Source organism: Sphingopyxis sp. CR5 (assembly GCF_059693785.1).
On sequence record NZ_JCATIE010000007.1, the window covers coordinates 78,338 to 100,542 of the forward strand.

Here is a 22,205-nt window from a genome sequence, read left to right on the forward strand (position 1 = left end):
GCCCCTTTTTGAGGTGCCAAGGCTGGCTTTACTTGCCGCTCATCGCGCCCGACAGGGCATCGCTGAGCGAGCACGCAGCGGGGCCAAGGATGACGATGAAGAGCGTCGGAAGAATGAAGAGGATCAGCGGCACCGTCATGATCGCGGGCAGGCGCGCTGCCTTTTCTTCGGCGCGCATCATCCGTTCGTTACGGAATTCGGCCGACAGGACGCGCAGCGCGCTGGCGAGCGGGGTGCCGTATTTCTCGGTCTGGATCATGGTCGTGACCACGCCCTTCACCGATTCCAGGTTGACGCGATAGGCCAGATTTTCGAACGCTTGGCGACGTTCGGTCAGAAAGCCGAGCTCGATCGACGTCAGCGCGAATTCCTCACCCAATTCGGGATAGGCGCGCCCAAGTTCCTTGGCGACGCGGCTGAAGCCTGCATCGACCGTGAGACCGGCTTCGGCACAGATCACGAGCAGGTCGAGCGCGTCGGGAAGACCTTTGCGGATCGCATCGGTTCGCTTCGTCCGCTTGTTCTCCACGAACAGGTCGGGCGCTTTATAGCCAAGAAGCAGCATCCCCATCGTGATGCCCGCGCGCTTGAACGGGGTCAGCGTAGGCCAAAGATCGAAGCCATAGATCAGCAAGGCTGCGATCCCGCCGAACACGATCGGAAGGACGAGGCGGCCGAAGATGACGGTTACGGCGAGATCCTTTGACCGGATACCGGCTTGCGCCAGTTTTTGCTGAACGTCCTTGATCTGCTCTTCCTGCAGAACCTGCAGCTTGCCGAGGAACGAGCGCATCTTGTCCGCGGTCTCGTTCTTGCGGACGAGTTTTGCGCGGCGCTTGGCGGTCGAGGCGGTAATGCCGGCTTTCAACTGCTCGCGTCGATCGTTGAGCGCCTTTACGCGCTTCGCCATCGGGTCGCGAACGGTCATCGCGCCATAAACGGCCAGCATGACCGCGATCACGCCAACGGCGGCGAGCACCGTCGCTGCCCACACGATATCGACGCCGAGCAAGGTCGGGCCCTGCTGGGCGCCGCTGAAGGCGGTAAGGGCGAGATTGCTGTTCATATGCCGGTCCGCCCTCTTAAACTTCGAACGAGATCATGCGCGACATGATGAAGACGCCGATACTCATCCAGAGAAGACCGCCGAGGCCCGCGATGATCAGGCGCTCTTCGTGGAAAAAGCCGGAAAGATATTCCGGGTTCATCATCCAGACGATGCCGAACACGAAAAAGGGCAGCGATCCGACGATATAGGCCGATGCCTTGGCTTCCGACGACATCGCGCGAATCTTGAGCTTCATCTGGGCGCGTTTGCGCAGCACGTCCGACAGATTGGCCAGCGTTTCGGCAAGGTTGCCGCCCGTTTCACGCTGGATCGCGATGGTGATGCAAAAGAATTTCGCTTCGGGCGTTCCGATCGCGTCGGCCATTTCCAGAAGGGCCGCCTCCATCGTGTTGCCGATGCGGATGCGCTCCACCACGCCCTTGAATTCCTCCCCCACCGGGCCGGGCAATTCCTGGCTGACGACCTGGAAGGTTTCGGTGACCGGCAGGCCCGATTTCAGGCCGCGGACGAGCAGGTCGATGGCGTCCGGAAACCGGGAGTTGAACGCGTTTACCCGCTTCTTGATGAGCCGCCCGACGACGAACCACGGAAGTCCGATCATCGCCGCAAGACCGACCAGGGCCGACAGCAGAAATGGTGTCCGGAGTATCAGAAGGCCGCCGGTAAACAGGACGAACACTGCCATCGACGCGAACATATATTGCGTGATGGTCCAGCTTTTGCCGGTCCGGCGCAGCCGTTTCTCCATTTCCTCGCGCTTTGGCATCAGGTTGGAGAGGTTGCCGTCGCCACGCCCGCCCGCCTGGATCGTCTTGCGCATCTGCGCCGCAACCACGGCTTCGGTCGACGCGGCGTGGCGATCCTTCACCATCGCGAGCCGGCGAGTTTTCGCCTTTCCGGCCGACGGTCCGCCGAACAGCAGGACCACCGCCACGAAAGCGAGGAAGCAAGCTGCGATGATTAGCGTTGGCAGGTTCATGGTCGAATCGTCCGGTTATGCTGGATGAACGGGCCGCGGCATGCCGCAGCCGCCCTCATGCCTGTTTCGCGCTCTTCTTGGTTACCAGATTGCCGATGCCGCCGATCTTGCCGAGCAGCGAGCCACCCGACTTCGCTTTCGAGCTTTCGACGACATCGTCTGCCTCGTCGGCGCCGTCGAGTACGAGCCGGGTGAGCTGTGTCCACGGTTGTGCGGCCTTGGTGCCTTTGCAGACTTCCGCGTAGGATTTGCCCAGCTTCGCCGCCTGGCTCACAAGCTTGGGATCGAACGGGATTACGAGGTCGACCGCGCGTTCGATGGACGATTCGAATTCCTTGCGCGACAATTCGCCTATGGCATTCTGCATCTTGTTCGCGACCAGCAGGACGCGGGCCCCGGGAACGTTCTGCTTGAACCACGACAGCAGGCGGATCGTGTCACGCGCGGCGGCGAGCGTCACGTCGCTGACGAGCAGGATCGTGCCGGCTTCGGACACCAGGTGCGGGAACGGGATCAAGACTTGCCGCGGGATGTCGACGATCGTCATCTCGAACGCGTTGCGCAATTCTTCCTCGAGTTGGAAGAATGCCGAGCCGTCGGTCATCACCGGCTGGTGAATCGGCGCCTCGGCCGACAACAGGCTGAGCTTGTCGGAAGCACGGACCATCGCGCGCTCGATGAACAGGCCATCGATGCGGCTCGGGTTGTCGATCGCGTCGATAAGGCCGCGGCCGGGCTCGAGGTCCAGCGTCAGCGCTCCCGTCCCGAAATGGATATCGAGATCCAGCAGCGCGGTCTGGCGGCCGGCCTGGTCGCTGATCGCCCATGCCAGCGAAGTCGACACCATCGAGGCGCCGACACCGCCGCGCACGCCGACGACCGCCATCATGTGATGCGGCTTGTCGTCCACGCCATCGGAGTGTTTCGGTGCCGTCAGCATCGCTTGCGCCATGTTGAGCGATTCCCGAACCTGCTCCAGCGACAGCGGCTTCAGAAGATAGTCCTGAATGCCGCTCGACAGAAGGTCGCGATAGAGGCGAACATCGTTGACCTGACCCGCCGCGATGACGACGGTTCCGGGCTCGCAGACCTCTGCCAGCGCATTGATGTCGTTGATCGGGTCGCCCGATTCGGACATGTCGACGAACAGAATGTTCGGGCTGGCGGAGACCGAGAGCGACTGGACGGCGTTGCGCAGGCCGCCCTTGTTGCATTTCTCGATCGGCCAACCCATTTCGTTCGCCGCGATGCGGATCAACTCGAGCGAGTCATCGTCACACACGAATGCGTTGAACGGTTCACGCAGCCCGGCTGCCTTGAAAGGAGCGTTCACTTTCCACCTCCACCGCTGGTCGCTTCGCCGCGAAGTTCGCCTGCGCCCGTGGGCGCCTTTTCGCGATAGGTCTTGATGGCGCGGGTCGCTGTCGCCGGATCGTGGGTGTCGCTGCTTGCGCCCTTGATCAGGTCATTGGGGTCGGCCACCATCGCGGCAAGGTTGCTGTTCGTCGCGCATCCATAATTGGACGAGGTCGCGTTATTGAAGTTGATCGACGACTTCGACGACCAGTCGGGGCACCCGGGCACATAGGCCGAGGTTCGCGTGATCACGACCCGCAGGCTTCCGGTCGGCACCTCACCGGTGGTGACCGGGGCCGTATCGCTGAGCAGAAGGCCGCGACGTTCGACCATGGACCGGACGGTTGCTTGCGCCGCGCTGTGACCATAGGTCGAGGGGTCCTCGATCGCGATGCGGTCGCCATAGGCGACATTCATGGCGTCTAGCCAGCCCTGCAGGCGGCCCTGCTCGCTCGGAGGCAGTTCGCCGTTCGCCGTTGCGACATCGAACTGGTAGATCGAGTTGCGAACCACCGGCTGGTGGATCGATTCGACACTGCGGTTGCTGTTCGCCGCTCCTGTGCAGCCCGCGAGCGACGTCGCCAGGGCCAGGGCAGTCAAGGTTGCGATACTCTTCATCACTTTGCTCCTGAAATCCTGTGCGTCACTTCAGACTGAAGCCGGGCGAGACGCTGTCTCCGCCGCGAAGGCGATCGGCGTCGCCGGGCGTCGTTTCGAGCCGCGGCTTCGGGCGTTCGCCGCCGCTCACCCCATCGGCCGACTGGCCGAGCAGAAGGCGCGAGGCGTCGTTCGGCGCCAGGAAGGCGTCGGTAGGCAGCTTGATCTTGTCGGCCGAAACGGGCTTGACGAGATAAGGCGTCACCACGATCACCAACTCGGTTTCGCCTCGACGGAAGCTGTCCGATTTGAACAGCGTCCCCAGGATCGGGATGTCGCCCGCGCCCGGCAGCTTGTCGATCGCGCCCACGGAACGATTGTTCATCAATCCGGCGATCATGAAGCTCTCACCCGAGCCGAGTTCCACCGTCGTTTCCGCGCGGCGCACGGTCAGGGCGGGAACCTGGAAGCCATCGATCTGGATTGCACCGTCGGTGGTCAGTTCGGACACTTCCGGCCTTACGCGCAGGCTGATCCGGCCGTTCGAAAGCACCGTCGGCGTGTAGGCCAGGCTCACGCCATATTTGCGATATTCGATCGACGTTCCGGCAAAGTTGCCGGGAATCGGCACCGGATATTCGCCGCCCGCCAGGAAGTCCGCGGTCTCGCCGGAAATCGCGGTCAGATTGGGCTGCGCCAGCGTGACGACCATGCCCGACCGTTCGCCGAGATCGAGCGACCCCATCACGTCCAGTCCGAACAGATGCCCGGCCGCGCCGATGCTGTTCGTGCCGGACGGTGCCGTGAAATTATAGGTGGTCGATCCGTCGTTGCCATAGGTGATCGAACCCGGCGTCCGGCCGCGGAAAACGCTGCCCAGAAAACCGTTGCCCAACGGACCGTCGCGATCGCTCGTCAGCAGGTTTCCGCTGATTTCCTTCAGCAGCGAACGGTTCACCTCGGCAATGCGGACCTGCAAATTGACCTGAAGCGGCGTCGCGGTGCGCAGGCGCGACAGAACCTTGGTATTGTCGCCGACGAATGCCTGAACCAGGCGTTCGGCCTCGGCGGCGTCGTCCGGCGACTGAACCGTGCCGGTGAGCAGCACGAAGCCGTTCATCGTGTTGGCCGCGATCTTGGCTTCGGGCATGGCCAGTGAAAGCATCTGGTCGATGGTTTCGATATTGTTGCCGACGCGGGCGACGGTCGAATAGACCACGCGTCCCGACGCGTCGGTGGCATAGATGCTCGTCTCGCCCGGGGTCTTGCCGAAGATGTAGAGCTGGCGGCTCGACCGAACCTGGACGTCGGCGACCTTGTCGTCGGCAACGAAGAGGTCGCTCATCGGCGAAGGAAGGCTGACGAGGCGGCCGCGACCGACCGAAAGATCGATGCTGCTGCTGGCGTTCTGCGTTGCCTGGGCCGAGACCTGTTGCGACGGCGCGGTGGCGAGCGTGGCGGCAACCAGGCCGATGGCCAGGGTGCGCGCGAGTGCCGTCGCCTTCATTTTGGCTGTGCTCTTCATCTTACTTACCCCCAACCGGAACCACGGTGGTCGAGCCGCCGCGATTGACGCGGACGACGGGACCCTGCGGGACCGCTGCATTGTTGCCACCCGACGGAGCCGGTCCGCCGACATAGTTGGACTGCTGGCGCGGCGGAGCCGAGACGCGGCCGCTGACCGGTACCCAGAAGCGCGAGACGTCGCCGCCGGTCGTGGCCGAGGCGCGGCTCGCGGTCGGGCGTGCGCCGGCTTCGGCGAGCATTTTGCGCTCGGCGGCGGTATCGCCCTTGGCCGGGACATCGACATCTCCCGATGCGATCGCCTCTTCGAGTTCGCCGGCGCTCTCCGCCAGCGGACGCAGCGCCAGCGAAAGCGTTCCCATGCTTTGCGCGACGGCAATCTTCTCGGCGATCTTCGGCGTCGCTTCGAGCGTCACCGAGCCGAAGGTGCGGACCGGCGTCTTGCCGGTTTCATCCTCGGCGTCGTACCGCTGGTCGGTCGCGAGGACGCGGACGTTGCGGACGATCGTTTCGGACGTGAAGAGTTCGCTGTCGGGATAGCTGCTGCCTTCCTCGACTTTCAGCTTTTGCGACAGCAGCACATCGACGCGGTCGCCCGGAAAGACGAAGCCGGCCACGCCTTGCTCCTTCGACACCTTGACCGTGACGGCGCGCATGCCGGGGCCGAGTGCTGCGGCCAGGAAGCCGCGATCGTCGGGATGGACGAGCGCGCCCTGGGTGAGCGGCTGGCCCGCGGTGATCGCATAGCGGACGACCGTGCCGACCAGGCCGTTGGTGTCGGTCTTTTCCTTCAGGAAATAGGCCTGCTCCACCAGCTCTTTCGGCCAGGGCTGAAAGCGGAAACTGTCGGGGCCGATGATCGTGCCGACGGGCAATTGCCGCGTCGCGACGAGAATCATCGGGCCGGAAATATCCGGCGTTGCCGCTGCGCGTGCCGGCGGAGCCGATGCGCCGCGCATCATCTGGTTGACCCCGAAGGCAGCCCCGATCGCAATGACCAGCGCGCCGACGATCAGCATAATCTTTCGCGTATCCATGACGATTCTTCGCCCTCCTGCACCCACCAGAAACGGAAGTGCTTACCCTCAACTCGACCCGATAAACTGAAACTGGTTAAGATAGTGTTGGTGAAGCGCCCAAAGTCCGGCAGCCGCGATCGCGACCCCATAGGGGACTTCGACGGGCTTTTCGGACGGGCGGATTTTCATGTGGACCAGCATCGCGGCCGACAGCACACCGCCGGCGATCGCCATCACGGTAAGCGTCGGCATGAACAGCGGCAGCGGGATCCACAGCATGACCGCGCCGATCATCTTGACGTCGCCGCCGCCCATCGCGCCGAGCGCGAACAGGCCGACGAACAGCAGGAAAACGGCGAAAGCCGCACCGATCTGAATCGGCACGTCGGGCCAGGCCGACAGGCCGGTCGCGATCCAGAAGGGAATGGCGAGCACGGCGATGATGCCGTTGAGCCGGTTCGATATCGTTCGCGACCGGAGGTCGCTGATCGCCGCCGCGATCATCAGGGCGGCGAGCAGAGCCATCAGGCCAAGAACGATAGGGCTGGTCTCCATCGCGTTTCCAATAGCGACGATGGCTTACCAAAAAGTAACCATGACGGGCGGAGGCCGCCATCTTGCAATCGCGCCGTGAGGCTTTATGCGCCGCGCTATGGCTGGCGCGCTTCCTTCGACGACCGACGTGCTGATCGTCGGCGCGGGGATTGCGGGGGCAAGCCTTGCGTCGGCTCTGGCGCCGCATCGCAGCGTTCTGATGATCGAGGCCGAGGACCATCCGGGCGTCCACGCAACGGGCCGCTCGGCCGCATTTTGGCACGAGAGCTATGGCGGAAGCGCGGTGCAGCCCTTGTCTTCGGCATCCTTCGCGATGCTCGCGACCCCCCCCGCCGATTTTTCGGCGAGGGGCTTTTTGGCACAGCGGACGGCGCTGACGATCGGCCGCGCGAGCGACGCCGCGGCGGTCGATGCGTTCACGCGCGAATTCCGGGCCAAGGGCGTCGACGTCCGCCGCCTCTCGGGCGCAGCGGTCGCGGACAAGGTTCCGGGCCTTCGCCCCGAATGGTGCGAGGCGGCCTATGAACCCGCGTGCAGCGACATCGATGTCGCGGCTCTTCACGCCGCCTATCTGCGCGCCGCGAAGCGGGCAGGGGCCATGCTGGCGACGCGAGCGCCGTTGCGTGCGGTGCGGCGCGAGCGGGGCGGATGGCTGGTCGAGACCGGCAGAGGACAGGTATCGGCGGCCTTGCTGGTCAACGCGGCGGGCGCCTGGGCCGACGATATCGCGCGTCTGTGCGGGGTTTCGCCGGTAGGGATCCAGCCTTATCGACGGACGATGTTGCAGGTGCGCCTGGGCGTACCGGTGCCCGCGTCGCTTCCGCTGGTGCTCGACGTCGGCGGCAGCTTTTATTTCAAGGGCGAGAGTGAGGGGCGCATCTGGTTGACCCCGCACGACGAAACCGAATCGGCACCCTGCGATGCGGCACCCGACGAGATCGACGTCGCCGTGGCGATCGACCGGCTGCAGTCGGCGACCGACTGGCCGGTTGCCGCAATCGAACGCAAATGGGCGGGGCTGCGCAGCTTCGCGCCGGACCGTCGACCCGTATTCGGGGCGGATCCGCATGAGGCCGCCTTCATATGGTGCGCGGGGCAGGGCGGCTTCGGAATCCAGACGTCGCCTGCCATTTCAAGGCTGCTTGCCGCGCAACTGGGCGCTTCGGAGCCCGATGGAGCCGTCCGTGCGATCGATGCCGCCGCCTATTCGCCGCGGCGTTTCGCCTGAGGTCCCGCGAATGGGTTGCACATGGCGGCTCGCGGCCTAACATGGATCAGCCGCTCGACCGGGCGGGACCAGCTTTCAGGGAGATCCCCATGGCGCATTATTTCGAGATCAAGAAGAACAAGGCCGGCGAGTTCGTGGCCTATTTCAAATATAACAGCGAAACCATCTTCTGGACCGAAGGCTATACGAGCAAGGCTTCGGCGAAGAACGCCATCGAGTCGATCAAGAAAAACGGCCCTGGCTCCGACACGCGCGAAGCCGAATAATCCGGACCTTCATGGGCGCGCCCGCGGACGTCTAGCGCGCCCGCGCGGCCGCCAGCGCCGCGTCGCTGGCCAGCGTGTCGGCGAGTTCGTTGTCGCCGTGCCCGGCGTGGCCCTTTACCCACAGCCACTCGATGTCGTGTCGCGACGCCTCCGCAATCAGGCGCTGCCAAAGGTCGGCATTGGCGACCGGCTTTTTTGCAGCGGTTTTCCAGCCGTTGCGTTGCCAGCCGTGCACCCATTTGGTGATGCCGTCGCGGACATAGACGCTATCGGTCGACAGTTCGACGCGGCACCGCCGCTTCAGCGCCGCCAGTGCTTCGATCGCACCCATCAATTCCATGCGGTTGTTCGTCGTGTCGGCTTCGCCGCCCGACAAGGTCTTGACCACATCTCCCCAGCGCAGCACAGCGCCCCAGCCGCCGGGGCCGGGATTGCCCTTGCACGCGCCATCGGTCGCGACGATCACCGTCCGGCCTTCGGTCATGCGGCAAACAGCTTTGCCGCATCGTCGGCGCGGTAGCAGCGCAGCCGTTCGAGGAACGGAGAGGGGTCTTTTCGCGTGACGAGCGCATCCGCGGGCGTGTGGACCCAGTCGTGCGCGCGGGTCAGCAAAAAGCGCATCGCGGCGCCGCGCCCAAGCACGGGCAACGCGGCGACTTCGTGGTCCGTTAACGCGACCCTGTCGGCATAGCCGCGCATCAACGCCGAAGCACGGCCGCGGTCGCACCGCTTGCCATCGTCGGAAAAGCACCAGGAGGCGTGAGTGATCGCCAGATCGTAAGCGCGAAAATCGCTCGCCGCGAAATAAAAGTCGATCAGGCCGGTCACTGTTTCGCCCAACATCAGCACATTGTCGGGAAAAAGGTCGGCGTGGATGACGTGCCGCGGCAGGTCGACCGGCCAATGGGCGTCGAGCCAGTCGAGCTCGGCGTCGACCTCGGCCTGCAATCCGGGCAGCACGGCGTCGAGATCCCCCGCGCCGGCCGCGATATCGCGCCAGTGATGATGCCCCATGCTGTTGTCGCGTGCGCCGTCATAATCCCGCAGGGCGCAATGCATCGCCCCCAGCGCCGCGCCGGCGGCGGCGCATTGGCCGGGGGTCGGATGGGTCAGCGAGATACCCGGCAGGAACTGGATGATGCAGCCGGAGCGACCGGCGATATGCTGGATCGCGACGCCTTCGCGGTCGCGGATCATGGCGGGAACCGCACATTGGGCTCGCGCCAGATGATCGAGAAGATCGACAAAGAAGGGAAGGTCGTCGGCCTTTACCCGCTTTTCGTAGAGGGTCAGGATGAAGCGGCCGCCGGTGGTTTCGAGCAGGAAATTGCTGTTCTCGACCCCCTCGGCAATGCCCTTGCACGACACGACAGTGCCTATGTCGTAGCGGGCGACGAGCCCGGCGAGTTCGTCGGGGTCGACGTTGGTATAGACCGCCATGCCCTATGCCGCCGCCTCGAGCCCGCGAGGTAGTTTGAACACCATATTCTCCTCGGCGGTGACGACGACTTCCTCGACGATCGGGCGATGGGCTGCGATCGCGCCTATCACTTCGCGTACCAATGTTTCGGGCGCGCTGGCACCGGCTGTGATCCCGATCGCGGTAAGACCTTCTATCCACTCGGGCCGGATATCGGCACCGCGCTGAACAAGGTGAGCGGGCGTCCCAAGCCGCTCGGCAACTTCGACGAGGCGCAGGCTGTTCGAGCTGTTCGGCGCGCCGATGACGATGACACGGCCGCACCGGCCGGCGATCGCTTTCACCGCCGCCTGGCGGTTCGATGTCGCATAGCAGATGTCTTCGCCGCGCGGCCCCTGAATCGCAGGAAAGCGATGCTGAAGCGCGGCAACGATGTCGCGGGTATCGTCCACCGACAGCGTCGTCTGGGTCAGAAACGACAGGCTTTCCGGGTCGGAGGGTGCCAGGGCGGTAACATCGTCCACCGATTCGACGAGGGTCATTGCTCCGGCGGGAAGCTGGCCGAGTGTGCCGACGACCTCGGGATGACCGGCGTGACCGATGAAAATGATATGACGCCCGGCTTCGCTTGCCCGCTCCGCCTGGCGGTGAACCTTGGACACGAGCGGACACGTCGCGTCGATATAGTCCAGGCCGCGCGCCTCGGCCTTCGCCGGCACCGCCTTGGGAACGCCGTGGGCGCTGAAGACCACGGGAACACCGTCGGGAACGCGGTCGAGCGATTCGACGAAAATCGCGCCTTTCGCCTTCAGATTATCGACGACGTAGCGGTTATGGACGATTTCGTGCCGGACGTAGACCGGCGCACCGAAGCGTTCGATCGCCAGTTCGACGATGCGGATCGCCCGGTCCACGCCCGCGCAGAATCCGCGTGGGGCCGCGATCAGGACCTTTAGGTCGGCCTTGCCGTCCGGCGCGGCCGGTATCGTCGTCTGTGGAGCGTTCATGGTGCGGCGGCTCTAGCGCAGCGGGCCGCATTCGGTAAAGCTCCCCGTTGCGCCCCGTTCATCGCACCGATAAGAAGCGGCGCGCATGAAGCGGGACGCCCCGCGCCCCGCAGACGCAAAATGGAAAGCCAGATCATCATGAAGCCTGTTTCGCCATCGCCCCGCAAAATCCTGACCCTGCTCAGCGGAGCGGCGGTGCTGGCGACGGCCTCGGCGTGCAGCCGGGACAATGAACTCGATATTTCGGCGGGGGTCGGCGTGACGTCGACCCGCAGCAAATGTCCTGCGGTCGCGGTGCCCTTGCACACCGGCGACATCACGCTGTTCGACCCGGCCACGAGCCGCGACGCGAGCGCGATCGACGTCGTCGCATCGATCACCCATGTCACCCCGCAATGCAACGATACCGGCGAGAAAATTTATCAGCTGGCCAATTTCGACGTCGTGGCGACGCGCCGCGAGGCCGGCCCGGCGCGCACCGTGAGCCTGCCCTATTTTGCGACCGTCGTTCAGGGTGGTACCGCGGTCGTCGCCAAGCGGTTGGGCCAGGTGAATGTCACCTTCGCCGACGGGCAGGTGCGCGGAACCGGCCATGCCGAGGCTTCGGCCTATGTCGATGCAGCGGCAGCAACCCTGCCCGCCGATATCCAGGAACGCATCATGCGCAAGCGCAAAGCGGGGGACGCCGACGCCGCGGTGGATCCGCTGAGCCTTCCCGAAGTGAAGGCCGCAGTGCAGCGTGCGAGCTTCGAATTGCTCGTCGGTTTCCAGCTTACGCAGGACCAGCTCGAATATAACGTCCGACGATAGCGTCGGAGGGGCTTCGCCCTCCATTTTCGTTCGACCCTGCGGCGCCGACGGCGACGCAGGTCTTTTAGTGCTGGCCAAGCTGGGATAGAGCGCGCGCCAGCCCTCATTTTATCGAAGATAGGACAGATGTCGTGACCCTGTTCAGCCGCTTTTCCGATCACATCGGCGCTGCGCTCGACGCGCTCGTCGCGCAGGGCAAGCTGCCTGCCGGACTCGACCGCAGCGCGATCAGCGTAGAGCCGCCGCGCGATCCGTCGCACGGCGACATCGCGACCAATGCGGCGATGGTGCTCGCGAAACCGGCCGGGATCAATCCGCGCGCGCTTGCCGAATTGCTGGTCGTCGAGCTTGCGGCAATTCCCGAAGTGACCGACGCGTCGGTCGCCGGGCCGGGGTTCATCAATCTGCGCCTTGTCGACGAAAGCTGGCGCGACGAACTGGCGCTGATCCACTCGGACGGCACCGATTATGGCCGCTCGACGATGGGCGCGGGGCGTCGGGTCAACATCGAATATGTTTCGGCCAATCCCACTGGCCCAATGCACGTGGGTCATTGCCGCGGGGCGGTCGTCGGGGATGCGCTGGCGGCGCTGCTGGAATATGCCGGGCACCGCGTCACGCGCGAATATTATGTCAATGATGCGGGTGCCCAGGTCGACGTGCTCGCGCGCTCTGTCCATCTACGCTACCGCGAAGCGCTGGGAGAGGACATCGGGACGATCCCCGAAGGGTTGTACCCCGGCGATTATCTGAAGCCCGTGGGGGCAAGGCTGGCGGCCGATTATGGCGACACCTATGTCGGCGCTCCCGAAATCGAATGGCTCGTGCCGTTCCGGACCGTTGCGGTCGCGGCAATGATGGACATGATCCGGGCCGATCTTGCCAAGCTGGGCATTCATCACGCGATTTTCGCGTCCGAAGCCGAACTCCAGGCGGCGGGCAAGCCGGCCGCGGCGGAGAAATGGCTGCGCGAGCACGATCTGGTCTATGACGGGATCCTCGAAGCGCCGAAAGGCGAGACTCCGGAGGATTGGGAGCCCTTCGAACTGCCACTGTTCCGTTCGACCAGGTTCGGCGACGATCAGGACCGCCCGATCAGGAAATCGGATGGCAGCTGGACCTATTTCGGCGCCGACCTCGCCTATCATTTCCAAAAGGCGCAGGATGCCGACGAACTGATCGACATCTGGGGCGCCGACCATGCCGGGACGGTAAAGCGGATAAAGGCGGCCGTCGCCGCGTTGACTGGCGGGAAAACCCGGTTCGATGTGAAGCTGGTCCAGATGGTGCGGCTGCTCAAGAACGGCGAACCGTTCAAGATGTCGAAGCGCGCGGGCAACTTCGTCACGCTCGCCGACATCGTCGACGAGGTCGGCAAGGATGCGGTGCGTTTCACCATGCTGACCCGCAAGGCCGACGCCCAGATGGACTTCGACTTCGCGAAAGTGGTCGAGGCGTCGCGCGACAACCCGGTCTTCTATGTCCAATACGCCCACGCGCGAATCGCATCGCTCAAGCGCAAGTTGGCCGACGCAGGGATCCCCGCGGCGGCTCCGGACCTCGCGCGTCTCGACGATTACGAATTGGGACTCGTCAAGCTGCTGGCGCAGTTCCCGCGCATCGTCGAGGCGGCGGCGTCGGCGCGCGAACCGCATCGGATCGCCTTTTATCTCGGCGACGTGGCGGCGGCGTTCCATGCGTGGTGGAACCTTGGTAACGATCGCGTCGAGGCGCGTATCATTTTGACCGACGACCCCGAATTGACCGCGACTCGGCTTTATTTGGCCGATGGAATCGGGCAGGTTATCCGCAACGGGCTGCACCTGATGGGGGTCGAGGCGCTCGAGGAGATGGCGTGATGGATGAAGGTACGCGCGGGGAACAGGACGATAGCGGGCTGGGTCTCGAGGACGACGACCGGCTGCCCTGGCTCGAGGCCGCCGACGATTATGACGAGGATGGCGAAGTGTCGCCCACGCGCCTGCTCGCAATGGTGATCGGGGGGCTGTTGCTGATCGGGGTCGTGCTGGGCGGCCTGTGGTGGCTGCAAAATGGCGGGGCGCGGGGTAGGGGCGAGCTGATCGTCGCGGACAAGGGTGCCTACAAGGTCCAGCCGAAGGACGATTCGGCCAAGGTCTTCGAAGGCGAGGGCGATGCGAGCTTTGCGGCGAGCGAGGGCGTAGTGGCCGGCGGCAGGGTCGATCCGGACCGCATGCCCGAAGAGCCGGCAGTGACGCCCGCCGAGCGCGAAGCCGCCAAGAAAGCGGCTTCGAACGACGCGAAGAAGGATGCGCCGGCCAAGCCCACCCCGGCTCCGGAACAGGCCGGGAGCGGGACCGCGATCCAGCTCGGGGCCTTCAGCAGCGAGTCCGCTGCGAATACCGCCTGGGCCGGACTGTCGAAGCGGTTTGCCTATCTGTCCGACCTCAATCGCTCGGTTGCCCCAGCCGACGTCGGCGGCAGCAAGGTTTATCGGCTGCGCGTATTCGCCGGGTCTGCCGCCAATGCCTCGAGTCTGTGCGGAAAATTGCGCGTGGCAGGCGAAAACTGCGTCGTCGTCCGGTGATTCGTACCGGTTCGCCGCACATGGATTTGGTGCGGCGTCGCCGATATGCCATGATAGGATTTTGGTTGCCGCATGAGGGGGCGCCGACCGAAGGAGGTTGACGCACGATGATACCCGCGATTTTCGGCCTGTCGGGCCCGACGGTCACCGAGGACGAGCGCGACTTTTTTCGCGACAGCGACCCCGCGGGCTATATCCTGTTCGGCCGCAACATCGAAAATCGGGACCAGCTCCGGCGCTTGACCGACGATCTGCGAAGCCTGGACGGACGCAGCGACCTGCCGATCCTGATCGATCAGGAGGGCGGACGCGTGGCGCGGATGAAAGCGCCCGAATGGCCTGCGTTCCCCAGCGGCGCGGCGTTCGATGCGCTGTACGAGCGCGCGCCGGCGAGCGCGATCGAGGCCGCGCGGCTCAACGCGATGGCGCTCGCCCTGATGCTGTCGGAGGTCGGGATAACGGTCGATTGCCTGCCGTTACTCGACGTGCGCCAGCCGGGCGCGAGCGATGTCATCGGTGACCGCGCGCTCGGCAGCGAGCCGATGCGCGTCGCCGCGCTGGGCCGCGCGATCCTGTCGGGGCTTCAGGACGGCGGGGTGGTGGGCATCGTCAAGCATATCCCGGGGCACGGCCGGGCCATGCTCGATTCGCACGAGCAACTGCCCGTCGTTACCGCGCCCGACCGGGATCTACAGTCCGACCTCGCGCCGTTTGCGGCTTTGCGCGACGCCGCGATGGCGATGACCTGCCATGTCGTGTTCGAGGCATGGGACCCCGAGCGTCCCGCGACGCTGTCGCCGACGATCATCGACAGCGTCATTCGTCAGCGCGTCGGTTTTCACGGACTGTTGATGAGCGACGACCTCGACATGAAAGCTTTGTCGGGCGACGTTCCGGCGCGTGCGGTCGCCGCGGTCGCCGCGGGGTGCGATATCGCACTCAACTGCTGGGGCAAGATGGACGACATGGTCGGTATCGCGAATGCGCTCGATCCGATCGGCGAGATTTCGCTCGCCAGGCTCGAAGGCGCCATGGACCGCATCGCGGGCGTTCGGGACGGGCGCGAGTTCGCGATGCTCGTCGACCAGCGCGACGCGCTGCTCGCGATCGCCTGAGGCGACGATGGAGGGGGACCTGCCGCTCGATTTCGAGGTGGCGCCGACGGCGGAGCGCGAGGATGCGCTGCAACTCAATCTGGAAAGCTGGGAAGGGCCGCTCGACCTGCTGCTGACCCTCGCGCGCGGCCAGAAGGTGGATCTGCGACAGATTTCGATTCTCGCGCTGGTCGAGCAATATCTGGCTTTCATCGCAGAGATGCGGGCGCTGAAGCTGGAGGTGGCGGCCGATTATCTGGTGATGGCCGCTTGGCTGGCCTACCTCAAATCGGCGCTGCTGTTGCCCAAGGATCCCGAGGCGGAACCTTCGCCGGACGAACTCGCGCTCCGGCTGCAACTCCGGCTCCAGCGGCTCGCGGCGATGCGCGAGGCGGCGGCGCGTCTGCTTGCGCGCGATCGCCTGGGGCGCGACGTATTCCTGCGCCCGGCGCCCGAAGGGCTGCACGAGATCAAGGTGCGTCGCTGGGACGCGAGCCTTTACGACCTCCTCTCGGCCTATGGGCGCGTCAAGCTGCGCACCGAACCGGTGATCCACATGGTGTCGAGGCGTCCGGTGGTGACGCTCGACGCCGCTCTCCATCATCTGGAACGGCTGATCGGGGTGAAGCTCGACTGGACCGAGCTGTCCGATTTCCTGCCGTCGGATTACGACGGCCCGCTCCGGCGCTCTGCAATTGCGTCGAGCTTCCTTGCGGCGCTCGAGCTTGCGCGCCAGGGACGGGTCGAGCTGAAACAGGGCGGCGCGTTCGAACCCCTCTATCTGAAGGCGCCCGCCGCATGACCCCGATCGACGACACCGAACGCGCCATCGAGGCGATGCTGTTCGCCAGCGACGAAGCGCTCGACGCGCGACAGGTCGCGGCGCGGCTTGGCGACGCGATGACTCCGGGCGCCGTGCGGGCGATCATCGAGGCGATCGCCGAGCGTCATGCCGGCAGCGGGATCGAACTCGTCGAGCGCGGGGGGCATTGGCATTTCCAGACGCCGGCGGACCTTGCCCACCTGCTGCGCAGGGAGCGCGACGACCCGCGCAAATTGTCGCGAGCGGCGTCGGAGGTGCTGGCGATCATTGCCTATCACGAGCCGGTCAGCCGTGCAGAGATCGAAGCGATCCGCGGGGTCCAGACGTCGAAGGGAACGCTCGACGTGCTCATGGAGGCCGAATGGATTGCGCCCGCCGGCCGGCGCGAGGTGCCGGGACGGCCGTTGATCTACAAGACCACCGACGCTTTTTTGCAGCATTTCGGACTTACCAGCCGCAAGGATTTGCCGGGAATCGAGGATCTTCGGGCTGCCGGCCTGCTCGACCCGGTCGATCTCGCCTTCGAAGAGGCGATGGGCGAACTCGAGTTGGTCAAGGACGGCGAGGACGAATAGCTTTTTCCGAAGCTCGCACGTGCATTCACGATCGTCTGCCCCTATATGGGCGGCGCAAGGAGATTATTCATGGGTGGTTTGAGCATCTGGCACTGGCTGATCGTCGGCATCCTCGTCCTGCTGCTGTTCGGCAAGGGACGCTTTTCCGACATGATGGGCGATGTTGCCAAGGGGATCAAAAGCTTCAAGAAGGGCATGTCGGAGGATGACGAGACCCCGTCGTCTCCCGCGCCGCGACAGATCGAGGGGCAGCGCGCGCCCGACGCCGCGCCGTCGCCGACCCCGACTCCCGAAACGGATCGCCGCTGATCGCCGTCCGCTCGCGGGGGAAGTATTGATCCATGTTCGATGTCGCGCCGACCGAGTTGCTGCTCGTCGTAGTGGTGGCGCTGGTCGTCATCGGTCCCAAGGACTTGCCGAAGGCGATGCGCTTCGTCGGCAAATGGGTGGGCAAGGCGCGCGGGATGGCGCGCCATTTCCGCGCCGGGCTCGACACGATGATGCGCGAGGCGGAACTCGAGGAACTCGAGAAGCAGTGGCGCGAGCAGAATGAGGCGATCATGCGGGAATTCCCGCGAATCGATGCCGAGGATAATCCGCCGATGATTCCGGCGACGACCCCGCCGCAGGACAGCGTGAAGACCGGGGATGAAAAGCCCGCCATCAAGGACGACAAGGCGGCGGACGCGGATCCGGCCGCCGAAACGCATGAGATCCCTCCCAGGGACGGGCCTCTGCCGTGACCGCTGATACCGACGTGACGGGCGACGACGACGGCGCCGGCGGCAAGATGCCGTTGCTCGACCATCTGATCGAGCTGCGTTCGCGGCTGCTCAAGTCGCTTGTGGCAATCGCCGCCTGCTTCGGCGTATCGCTTTATTTCGCGCGCCCGATCTTTGGCATCCTGGTCCATCCCCTGCTCAAGGCCGGGCAAGGCAAGCTGATCTACACGCAATTGTTCGAGGCGTTTTTCGTCGAGATCAAGGTCGCGCTGTTCGCCGCGATGATGCTCGCCTTTCCGGTGATCGCCACTCAGCTCTGGAAATTCGTCGCTCCGGGCCTCTATCGCAAGGAACGGCGCGCGCTCCTGCCCTTCATCTTCGCAACGCCTGTGCTGTTCGCGATCGGGGCGAGTTTCGCATATTTCGTCACCGTGCCGCTCGCGCTGAAATTCCTGTTGGGATACCAGGGTACGGTGGGCGGGGTGACGCAGGAAGCCCTGCCCTCGGTCGGCAACTATCTCAGCTTCATCATGCAGTTCATCATGGCGTTCGGCATCGCTTTTCTGCTGCCGATCCTGCTGATGCTGATCGAGCGTGCCGGACTGGTCACCCGCGAACAGCTCATTTCGGCGCGGCGCTATACGATCGTGGCCGCCTTTGCGATCGCCGCGGTCGCGACCCCGCCGGATATTCTGAGCCAGTTCCTCCTCGCGGTGCCGCTGATCCTGCTGTACGAGCTGTCGATCTTCGCGATCTGGTTCACGCGCCGGCGTGAAACCAAAACAGGCGCCGAAGCGGCGCCTGTCGGGCCTTCCGGGGAAGGCTAGGGGTAAGCGGGGCGAAGCCCTATCAGTCGATGGCGTCCTCACCCGCCTGACCAACCGATTCGATATCGCGTCCGGCGCCCTTCACGGTGTTGCAGCCGCTCACGAGGAAGCTGGCCATCAGGGCAAGAAGGACTACGCGAAAACTGGTCATGATCTTCACCTCTCACAGAAACTGGAAGCAAAATGGCCCGGCACGCGTTCGAGGGGGGGGAGGGAATGCGGGCCGGGCCAATGTTGCTGAGCAGCGCTGCGGGGGGGCGATGACCGCTGCTCGAAAAGGAAACCCCTGTGCGCGGCGATAAGTTCCCGGAAAAAATTGGGGGGATGCACTTTTTTTCGCGAATCTTTTGAATCGCTTGGAATCGCGGGCTTTATTTTCAGAGGCTGGTGAGCCCGCTGGCCACCGCGAGGCCCAGAAACGCCAGGAACCCCATCGAATCGGTGGTCATCGTCACGAAAATCGAACTCGCCACCGCCGGGTCCTGATCGAGCCGGTCGAGGAGGAGGGGGATCGCGACCCCCGCGACCCCGGCGACGAAGATATTGACGATCATCGCCGCGGCGATCACCGCGCCGAGGCCGGGATTGCCGAACCACAGCGCAGTCGCGGTTCCCGCAATCAAGGCAATGGTGCCGCCGTTGAGGAGCGCGATCTTCATTTCCCGCCACACCGCGCGCCAGCTGTTCGAATCCGTCAGCTGGTTCATCGCGAGCGCGCGTACCGTTACCGCCAGCGTTTGCGTTCCCGCATTGCCGCCCACCCCCGCGACGATCGGCATCAGCGCGGCGAGCGCGACCATATGCTCGATCGCGCCGCCGAACAGGCCGACGATGGTCGACGCGACCAGCGCGGTGCCGAGATTGGCGATCAACCAGCGAACGCGCGCGCTATAGGTTTCGCGGATCGGTTCGTTGATGTCGCCGTCGCCCGCGCCCGACAGGCGCAGGATGTCCTCGCCGGCCTCTTCCTGGATGATGTGGACGATATCGTCGACCGTGATCATCCCGACGAGCCGCCCCGCCTTGTCGACCACCGCGGCCGAGATCAGCGCATATTTCTGAAAGCGCAGCGCGACCTCTTCCTGGTCCATGTCGACCGGAATCAGCGTCTGTTCGCGCTGCATCACGTCGCTGATCGCGATGTCGCGCGGGGTGCGCAAAATCCAGCTCAGCTGGCAGGTGCCGATCGGGCGGTGCATCGGATCGACAACGAAAATCTCCCAGAAATCCGGGGTCAGGTCCTGGTCTTCGCGCAGCCGGTCGATGACGTCGCCGACGGTGACATGCTCGGGCACCGCGACATATTCGCGCTGCATCAGGCGTCCGGCGGTCTCCTCGGGGAAGGAGAGGGCGTCCTTGATCGCCGCGCGATCCTCTGGATCGAGCGCGTCGAGGACGGCCTGTTGCTCGTCCTCCTCCATGTCTTCGATGATCGCGACGGCGTCGTCGGTATCGAGTTCGGAGGCGATTTCCGCGACCTGTTCGGGCGCGAGAAGGTCGATCAGACGCTCGCGCACATAATCGTTCATCTCGGCGAGCACGTCGGGCGACAGGAGGTCGCCGAGCACCGAGGCAAGGAGCGGCCGATCTTCGTCCGAGACGAGCTCGAACAGGTCGGCGATGTCGGCGGGATGCAGGCGGCCGACGCGTTCGCGCGCCGCCTCATGCTCCCCGGCGTCGGCGAGGTCGATCACGTCGCGGACGAATTCGGGTTTCAGGCGATCGTCTTCGTCGAGTTCCGTGTCGACGTCGCGCGGCGGGGTGTCGCGCTCGTGGTCGAAATCCTCGTCGACCATCAATTCGTCGCCGGGCAGGGATTCTTCGCGTTTATCCATCGCGGCCCTCCCTGATGCGATATTTGAACCGACTTTTCCCCTAGTCGCGCCGTCGCGGCTTGGCAACGCTCCCACGGGGCGGGCGGGCAATTAATGCGTGGCTTTGCGACCGTCGGCGGCTATGGCACCGCCAAACCCAACCAGAGGAGCTTTTTCATGTCCGACCAGACCCTGACCCTGACCCTGACCCTGTCGCTGTCGACGGGCGACGTCGTGATCCGGCTGCGGCCCGACCTCGCGCCGAAGCATGTCGAGCGCATCACCGCGCTTGCCAAGGATGGCTTTTACGACGACGTGATCTTCCATCGCGTCATCGACGGCTTCATGGCTCAGGGCGGCGATCCGACCGGCACGGGTATGGGCGGCAGCAAGCTTCCCGATCTTCCTGCCGAGTTCAACGCCGAACCGCATGTGCGCGGCACCTGTTCGATGGCGCGCGCGATGAACCCGAACAGCGCGAACAGCCAGTTCTTCATCTGCTTCACCGACGCGCGCTTCCTCGACAATCAATATACTGTTTGGGGCGAAGTGATCGAAGGCATGGACAATGTCGATGCGCTGCCCAAGGGCGAGCCGCCGGCGAACCCCGGCAAGATCGTCAAGGCAACGGTTGGTTGATCGATCGTCGCCCCCGCGCAGGCGGGGGCGGCTATCGGCGTTGCACAAGGCTGCCAGCGGCCCCCGCCTGCGCGGGGGCGACGTCCTTTAATCGATAAACCCGTTCAGCCGCTCGCACGCGGCGATCCAGTCTTCCTTGAAAGCCTGAACGACCTGACCGGCGCCCATTGCCTCGTTCATCAGGCCGACGCCTTGGCCGACCCAATAGGTCGCAAGCGCCTTCGCGCCTTCGTGGCCGCCTTCCGACAGCTTGTCGACCTTGCGCAGCGCGGGCTCGCTGACGAGCGATTGCAGCGGCATGGGCAGCGGTTTGGGGGCGCCTTCGGCTTCCCAGGCATCGGTCCAGGGTGAGCGGAGCTGGCGCGACGGTTTGCCGGTGCGACTCTTCGACCGCACCGTGTCGCGCGCGCTGGCGGCGAGCATCTTGTCCTTCACCACCGGATTCGTCTCGGCCTCGGCAGTGGTCAGCCAGACCGACCCGCACCAGGCACCATGCGCGCCCATCGCCATCGCCGCGGCCATCTGGCGCCCGGTGACGATGCCGCCCGCGGCCAGAATCGGGGTGGTGTCGCCGATCGCGTCGAGCGCCGCCGCGACTTCGGGGACGAGCACCATCGTCGCGACCTCGCCGCAATGACCGCCCGCCTCGCCGCCCGCGACGACGAGGATGTCGACCCCGGCGCGGACCTGCGCGAGGGCGTGATCGCGCGTGCCGACAAGCGCGGCGACGGGGACATTATGCTGTTTGCCAAGGTCGAGCATGATCTGCGGCGGGACGCCAAGCGCGTTGGCGATCAGCTTGATCGGGTGACGGAACGCAACCTCAAGCAGCTTCGCCGCGCCTTCGGCGTGCATATTGTCGCCAAAGCTCTGACGCGAGGCCATGTCGCTGTCGAGTCCCTCGGCATCGACGCCGAATTTCCCGAGCAGGCCGGCGGCGAAATCGCGATGGGTCGCCGGAACTTGCGGCGCGGCTTGCGACAGCGCCTCGCCCTTTCCGGCAAAGCTGTTGGGCACGATAAGGTCGACGCCATAGGGGCGCCCGCCGACATGCGCGTCGATCCACGCCAGCTCTTCCTCGAGCCGTTCGGGGGGCAGCGCGGCGGCGCCGAAGACACCCATTCCGCCTGCTTTGGACACGGCGACGATGACGTCGCGGCAGTGCGAAAAGGCGAGCAGGGGAAATTCGATGCCGAGCATGGCGCAGATGGGCGATTGCATGGGGACCTCTCCGATGGCGTGTTTGCATCTATGTCAGCGACAGTTGACGTAAACGTCAAGTTGATTTGCGCCTGTCAGCCGGTATCGCGGGGGC

The 22,205-nt window shown here is 64.8% G+C and carries 25 protein-coding genes; 12 read left to right on the top strand and 13 right to left on the bottom strand.

From position 1 onward, the window contains the following. Positions 1–28 precede the first annotated feature (28 nt). Genes AC58D2_RS12085 through AC58D2_RS12115 form a run of 7 tightly spaced genes read right to left on the bottom strand, consistent with a single transcriptional unit; the run spans position 29 to position 7,099 of the window. On the bottom strand, positions 29–1,066 hold the full coding sequence (locus AC58D2_RS12085) for a type II secretion system F family protein (RefSeq protein WP_497390614.1): 1,038 nt from the start codon (positions 1,064–1,066) through the stop codon (positions 29–31). Positions 1,067–1,082: 16 nt separating this feature from the next. Continuing rightward, on the bottom strand, positions 1,083–2,048 hold the full coding sequence (locus tag AC58D2_RS12090) for a type II secretion system F family protein (RefSeq protein ID WP_497390616.1): 966 nt from the start codon (positions 2,046–2,048) through the stop codon (positions 1,083–1,085). Between the two features lie 55 nt (positions 2,049–2,103). Then, on the bottom strand, positions 2,104–3,381 hold the full coding sequence (locus AC58D2_RS12095; RefSeq protein WP_497390618.1) for a CpaE/TadZ family protein: 1,278 nt from the start codon (positions 3,379–3,381) through the stop codon (positions 2,104–2,106). Then, positions 3,378–4,022 carry a CpaD family pilus assembly protein gene (locus tag AC58D2_RS12100; protein WP_497390620.1) on the bottom strand — a complete coding sequence of 215 codons (645 nt, stop codon included), beginning with the start codon at positions 4,020–4,022 and terminating at the stop codon, positions 3,378–3,380. The genes AC58D2_RS12095 and AC58D2_RS12100 overlap by 4 nt, the downstream gene beginning before the upstream one ends. Positions 4,023–4,047: 25 nt before the next feature. Further along, positions 4,048–5,526, bottom strand: a complete 1,479-nt coding sequence (locus AC58D2_RS12105) for a type II and III secretion system protein family protein (protein WP_497390622.1) — start codon at positions 5,524–5,526, stop codon at positions 4,048–4,050. A gap of 1 nt (position 5,527) precedes the next feature. Further along, positions 5,528–6,562 carry a Flp pilus assembly protein CpaB gene (gene cpaB, locus AC58D2_RS12110; RefSeq protein ID WP_497390624.1) on the bottom strand — a complete coding sequence of 345 codons (1,035 nt, stop codon included), beginning with the start codon at positions 6,560–6,562 and terminating at the stop codon, positions 5,528–5,530. Positions 6,563–6,610: 48 nt separating this feature from the next. Further along, positions 6,611–7,099 carry an A24 family peptidase gene (locus AC58D2_RS12115; protein ID WP_497390626.1) on the bottom strand — a complete coding sequence of 163 codons (489 nt, stop codon included), beginning with the start codon at positions 7,097–7,099 and terminating at the stop codon, positions 6,611–6,613. A gap of 97 nt (positions 7,100–7,196) precedes the next feature. Here AC58D2_RS12115 and AC58D2_RS12120 point away from each other — a divergent pair, with 97 nt between their 5' ends. Next, positions 7,197–8,327, top strand: a complete 1,131-nt coding sequence (locus AC58D2_RS12120; RefSeq protein WP_497390628.1) for an NAD(P)/FAD-dependent oxidoreductase — start codon at positions 7,197–7,199, stop codon at positions 8,325–8,327. 89 nt (positions 8,328–8,416) lie between these two features. Next, positions 8,417–8,593: a YegP family protein gene (locus tag AC58D2_RS12125; RefSeq protein WP_497390630.1), complete on the top strand. Its 177-nt coding sequence runs from the start codon at positions 8,417–8,419 to the stop codon at positions 8,591–8,593. A 31-nt stretch (positions 8,594–8,624) separates the two neighbouring features. Here AC58D2_RS12125 and rnhA read toward each other — a convergent pair whose 3' ends face one another. From rnhA to ispH, 3 genes are read right to left on the bottom strand one after another with little or no spacing between them, the layout of a single operon-like run. After that, the gene (gene rnhA / locus AC58D2_RS12130) at positions 8,625–9,077 is read right to left on the bottom strand and encodes a ribonuclease HI (protein WP_497390632.1); all 453 of its coding nucleotides are present in this window, start codon (positions 9,075–9,077) and stop codon (positions 8,625–8,627) included. Next, positions 9,074–10,033 (bottom strand): homoserine kinase, encoded by a 960-nt coding sequence (gene thrB / locus AC58D2_RS12135; RefSeq protein ID WP_497390634.1) that lies wholly within the window; start codon positions 10,031–10,033, stop codon positions 9,074–9,076. Before thrB ends, rnhA begins: the two co-directional genes overlap by 4 nt. 3 nt (positions 10,034–10,036) lie before the next feature. Beyond that, positions 10,037–11,020 (bottom strand): 4-hydroxy-3-methylbut-2-enyl diphosphate reductase, encoded by a 984-nt coding sequence (gene ispH / locus AC58D2_RS12140; protein ID WP_497390636.1) that lies wholly within the window; start codon positions 11,018–11,020, stop codon positions 10,037–10,039. 120 nt (positions 11,021–11,140) lie between these two features. Between ispH and AC58D2_RS12145 the strand changes: the two genes are divergently transcribed. The 9 genes from AC58D2_RS12145 to tatC all read left to right on the top strand — a co-directional run bounded on the left by AC58D2_RS12145 (position 11,141) and on the right by tatC (position 18,437). Beyond that, positions 11,141–11,830, top strand: a complete 690-nt coding sequence (locus AC58D2_RS12145; RefSeq protein ID WP_497390638.1) for a hypothetical protein — start codon at positions 11,141–11,143, stop codon at positions 11,828–11,830. A gap of 131 nt (positions 11,831–11,961) precedes the next feature. Continuing rightward, entirely contained in the window at positions 11,962–13,689 is a 1,728-nt protein-coding gene (gene argS, locus AC58D2_RS12150) for an arginine--tRNA ligase (RefSeq protein WP_497390640.1), read from the top strand. Continuing rightward, positions 13,689–14,396, top strand: a complete 708-nt coding sequence (locus AC58D2_RS12155) for an SPOR domain-containing protein (protein WP_497390642.1) — start codon at positions 13,689–13,691, stop codon at positions 14,394–14,396. The genes argS and AC58D2_RS12155 overlap by 1 nt, the downstream gene beginning before the upstream one ends. A 107-nt stretch (positions 14,397–14,503) precedes the next feature. After that, complete coding sequence (nagZ, locus tag AC58D2_RS12160; protein WP_497390644.1) at positions 14,504–15,511, top strand: beta-N-acetylhexosaminidase; 1,008 nt, start codon at positions 14,504–14,506, stop codon at positions 15,509–15,511. A gap of 7 nt (positions 15,512–15,518) precedes the next feature. Next, on the top strand, positions 15,519–16,292 hold the full coding sequence (locus AC58D2_RS12165; RefSeq protein WP_497390646.1) for a segregation and condensation protein A: 774 nt from the start codon (positions 15,519–15,521) through the stop codon (positions 16,290–16,292). Further along, positions 16,289–16,888 carry an SMC-Scp complex subunit ScpB gene (gene scpB / locus AC58D2_RS12170; RefSeq protein ID WP_497390648.1) on the top strand — a complete coding sequence of 200 codons (600 nt, stop codon included), beginning with the start codon at positions 16,289–16,291 and terminating at the stop codon, positions 16,886–16,888. The genes AC58D2_RS12165 and scpB overlap by 4 nt, the downstream gene beginning before the upstream one ends. 69 nt (positions 16,889–16,957) lie before the next feature. Further along, positions 16,958–17,197, top strand: coding sequence for a twin-arginine translocase TatA/TatE family subunit (locus tag AC58D2_RS12175; RefSeq protein ID WP_497390650.1), 240 nt, complete (start codon positions 16,958–16,960; stop codon positions 17,195–17,197). Between the two features lie 32 nt (positions 17,198–17,229). Then, the gene (gene tatB, locus AC58D2_RS12180; protein ID WP_497390652.1) at positions 17,230–17,631 is read left to right on the top strand and encodes a Sec-independent protein translocase protein TatB; all 402 of its coding nucleotides are present in this window, start codon (positions 17,230–17,232) and stop codon (positions 17,629–17,631) included. A 47-nt stretch (positions 17,632–17,678) separates the two neighbouring features. Beyond that, positions 17,679–18,437, top strand: a complete 759-nt coding sequence (gene tatC, locus AC58D2_RS12185) for a twin-arginine translocase subunit TatC (protein ID WP_497391000.1) — start codon at positions 17,679–17,681, stop codon at positions 18,435–18,437. A gap of 22 nt (positions 18,438–18,459) precedes the next feature. Here tatC and AC58D2_RS12190 read toward each other — a convergent pair whose 3' ends face one another. Continuing rightward, positions 18,460–18,588, bottom strand: coding sequence for an entericidin A/B family lipoprotein (locus tag AC58D2_RS12190; RefSeq protein WP_497391002.1), 129 nt, complete (start codon positions 18,586–18,588; stop codon positions 18,460–18,462). 226 nt (positions 18,589–18,814) lie between these two features. Next, positions 18,815–20,233: a magnesium transporter gene (mgtE, locus tag AC58D2_RS12195; RefSeq protein ID WP_497391004.1), complete on the bottom strand. Its 1,419-nt coding sequence runs from the start codon at positions 20,231–20,233 to the stop codon at positions 18,815–18,817. A gap of 195 nt (positions 20,234–20,428) precedes the next feature. Here mgtE and AC58D2_RS12200 point away from each other — a divergent pair, with 195 nt between their 5' ends. Beyond that, a complete protein-coding gene (locus AC58D2_RS12200) occupies positions 20,429–20,890 on the top strand; it encodes a peptidylprolyl isomerase (protein WP_497390654.1) in 462 nt (153 codons plus the stop codon). Between the two features lie 87 nt (positions 20,891–20,977). Here the strand turns inward: AC58D2_RS12200 and AC58D2_RS12205 are convergent, their stop codons facing one another. Beyond that, on the bottom strand, positions 20,978–22,111 hold the full coding sequence (locus AC58D2_RS12205; RefSeq protein WP_497390656.1) for an NAD(P)H-dependent flavin oxidoreductase: 1,134 nt from the start codon (positions 22,109–22,111) through the stop codon (positions 20,978–20,980). Positions 22,112–22,205 lie beyond the last annotated feature (94 nt).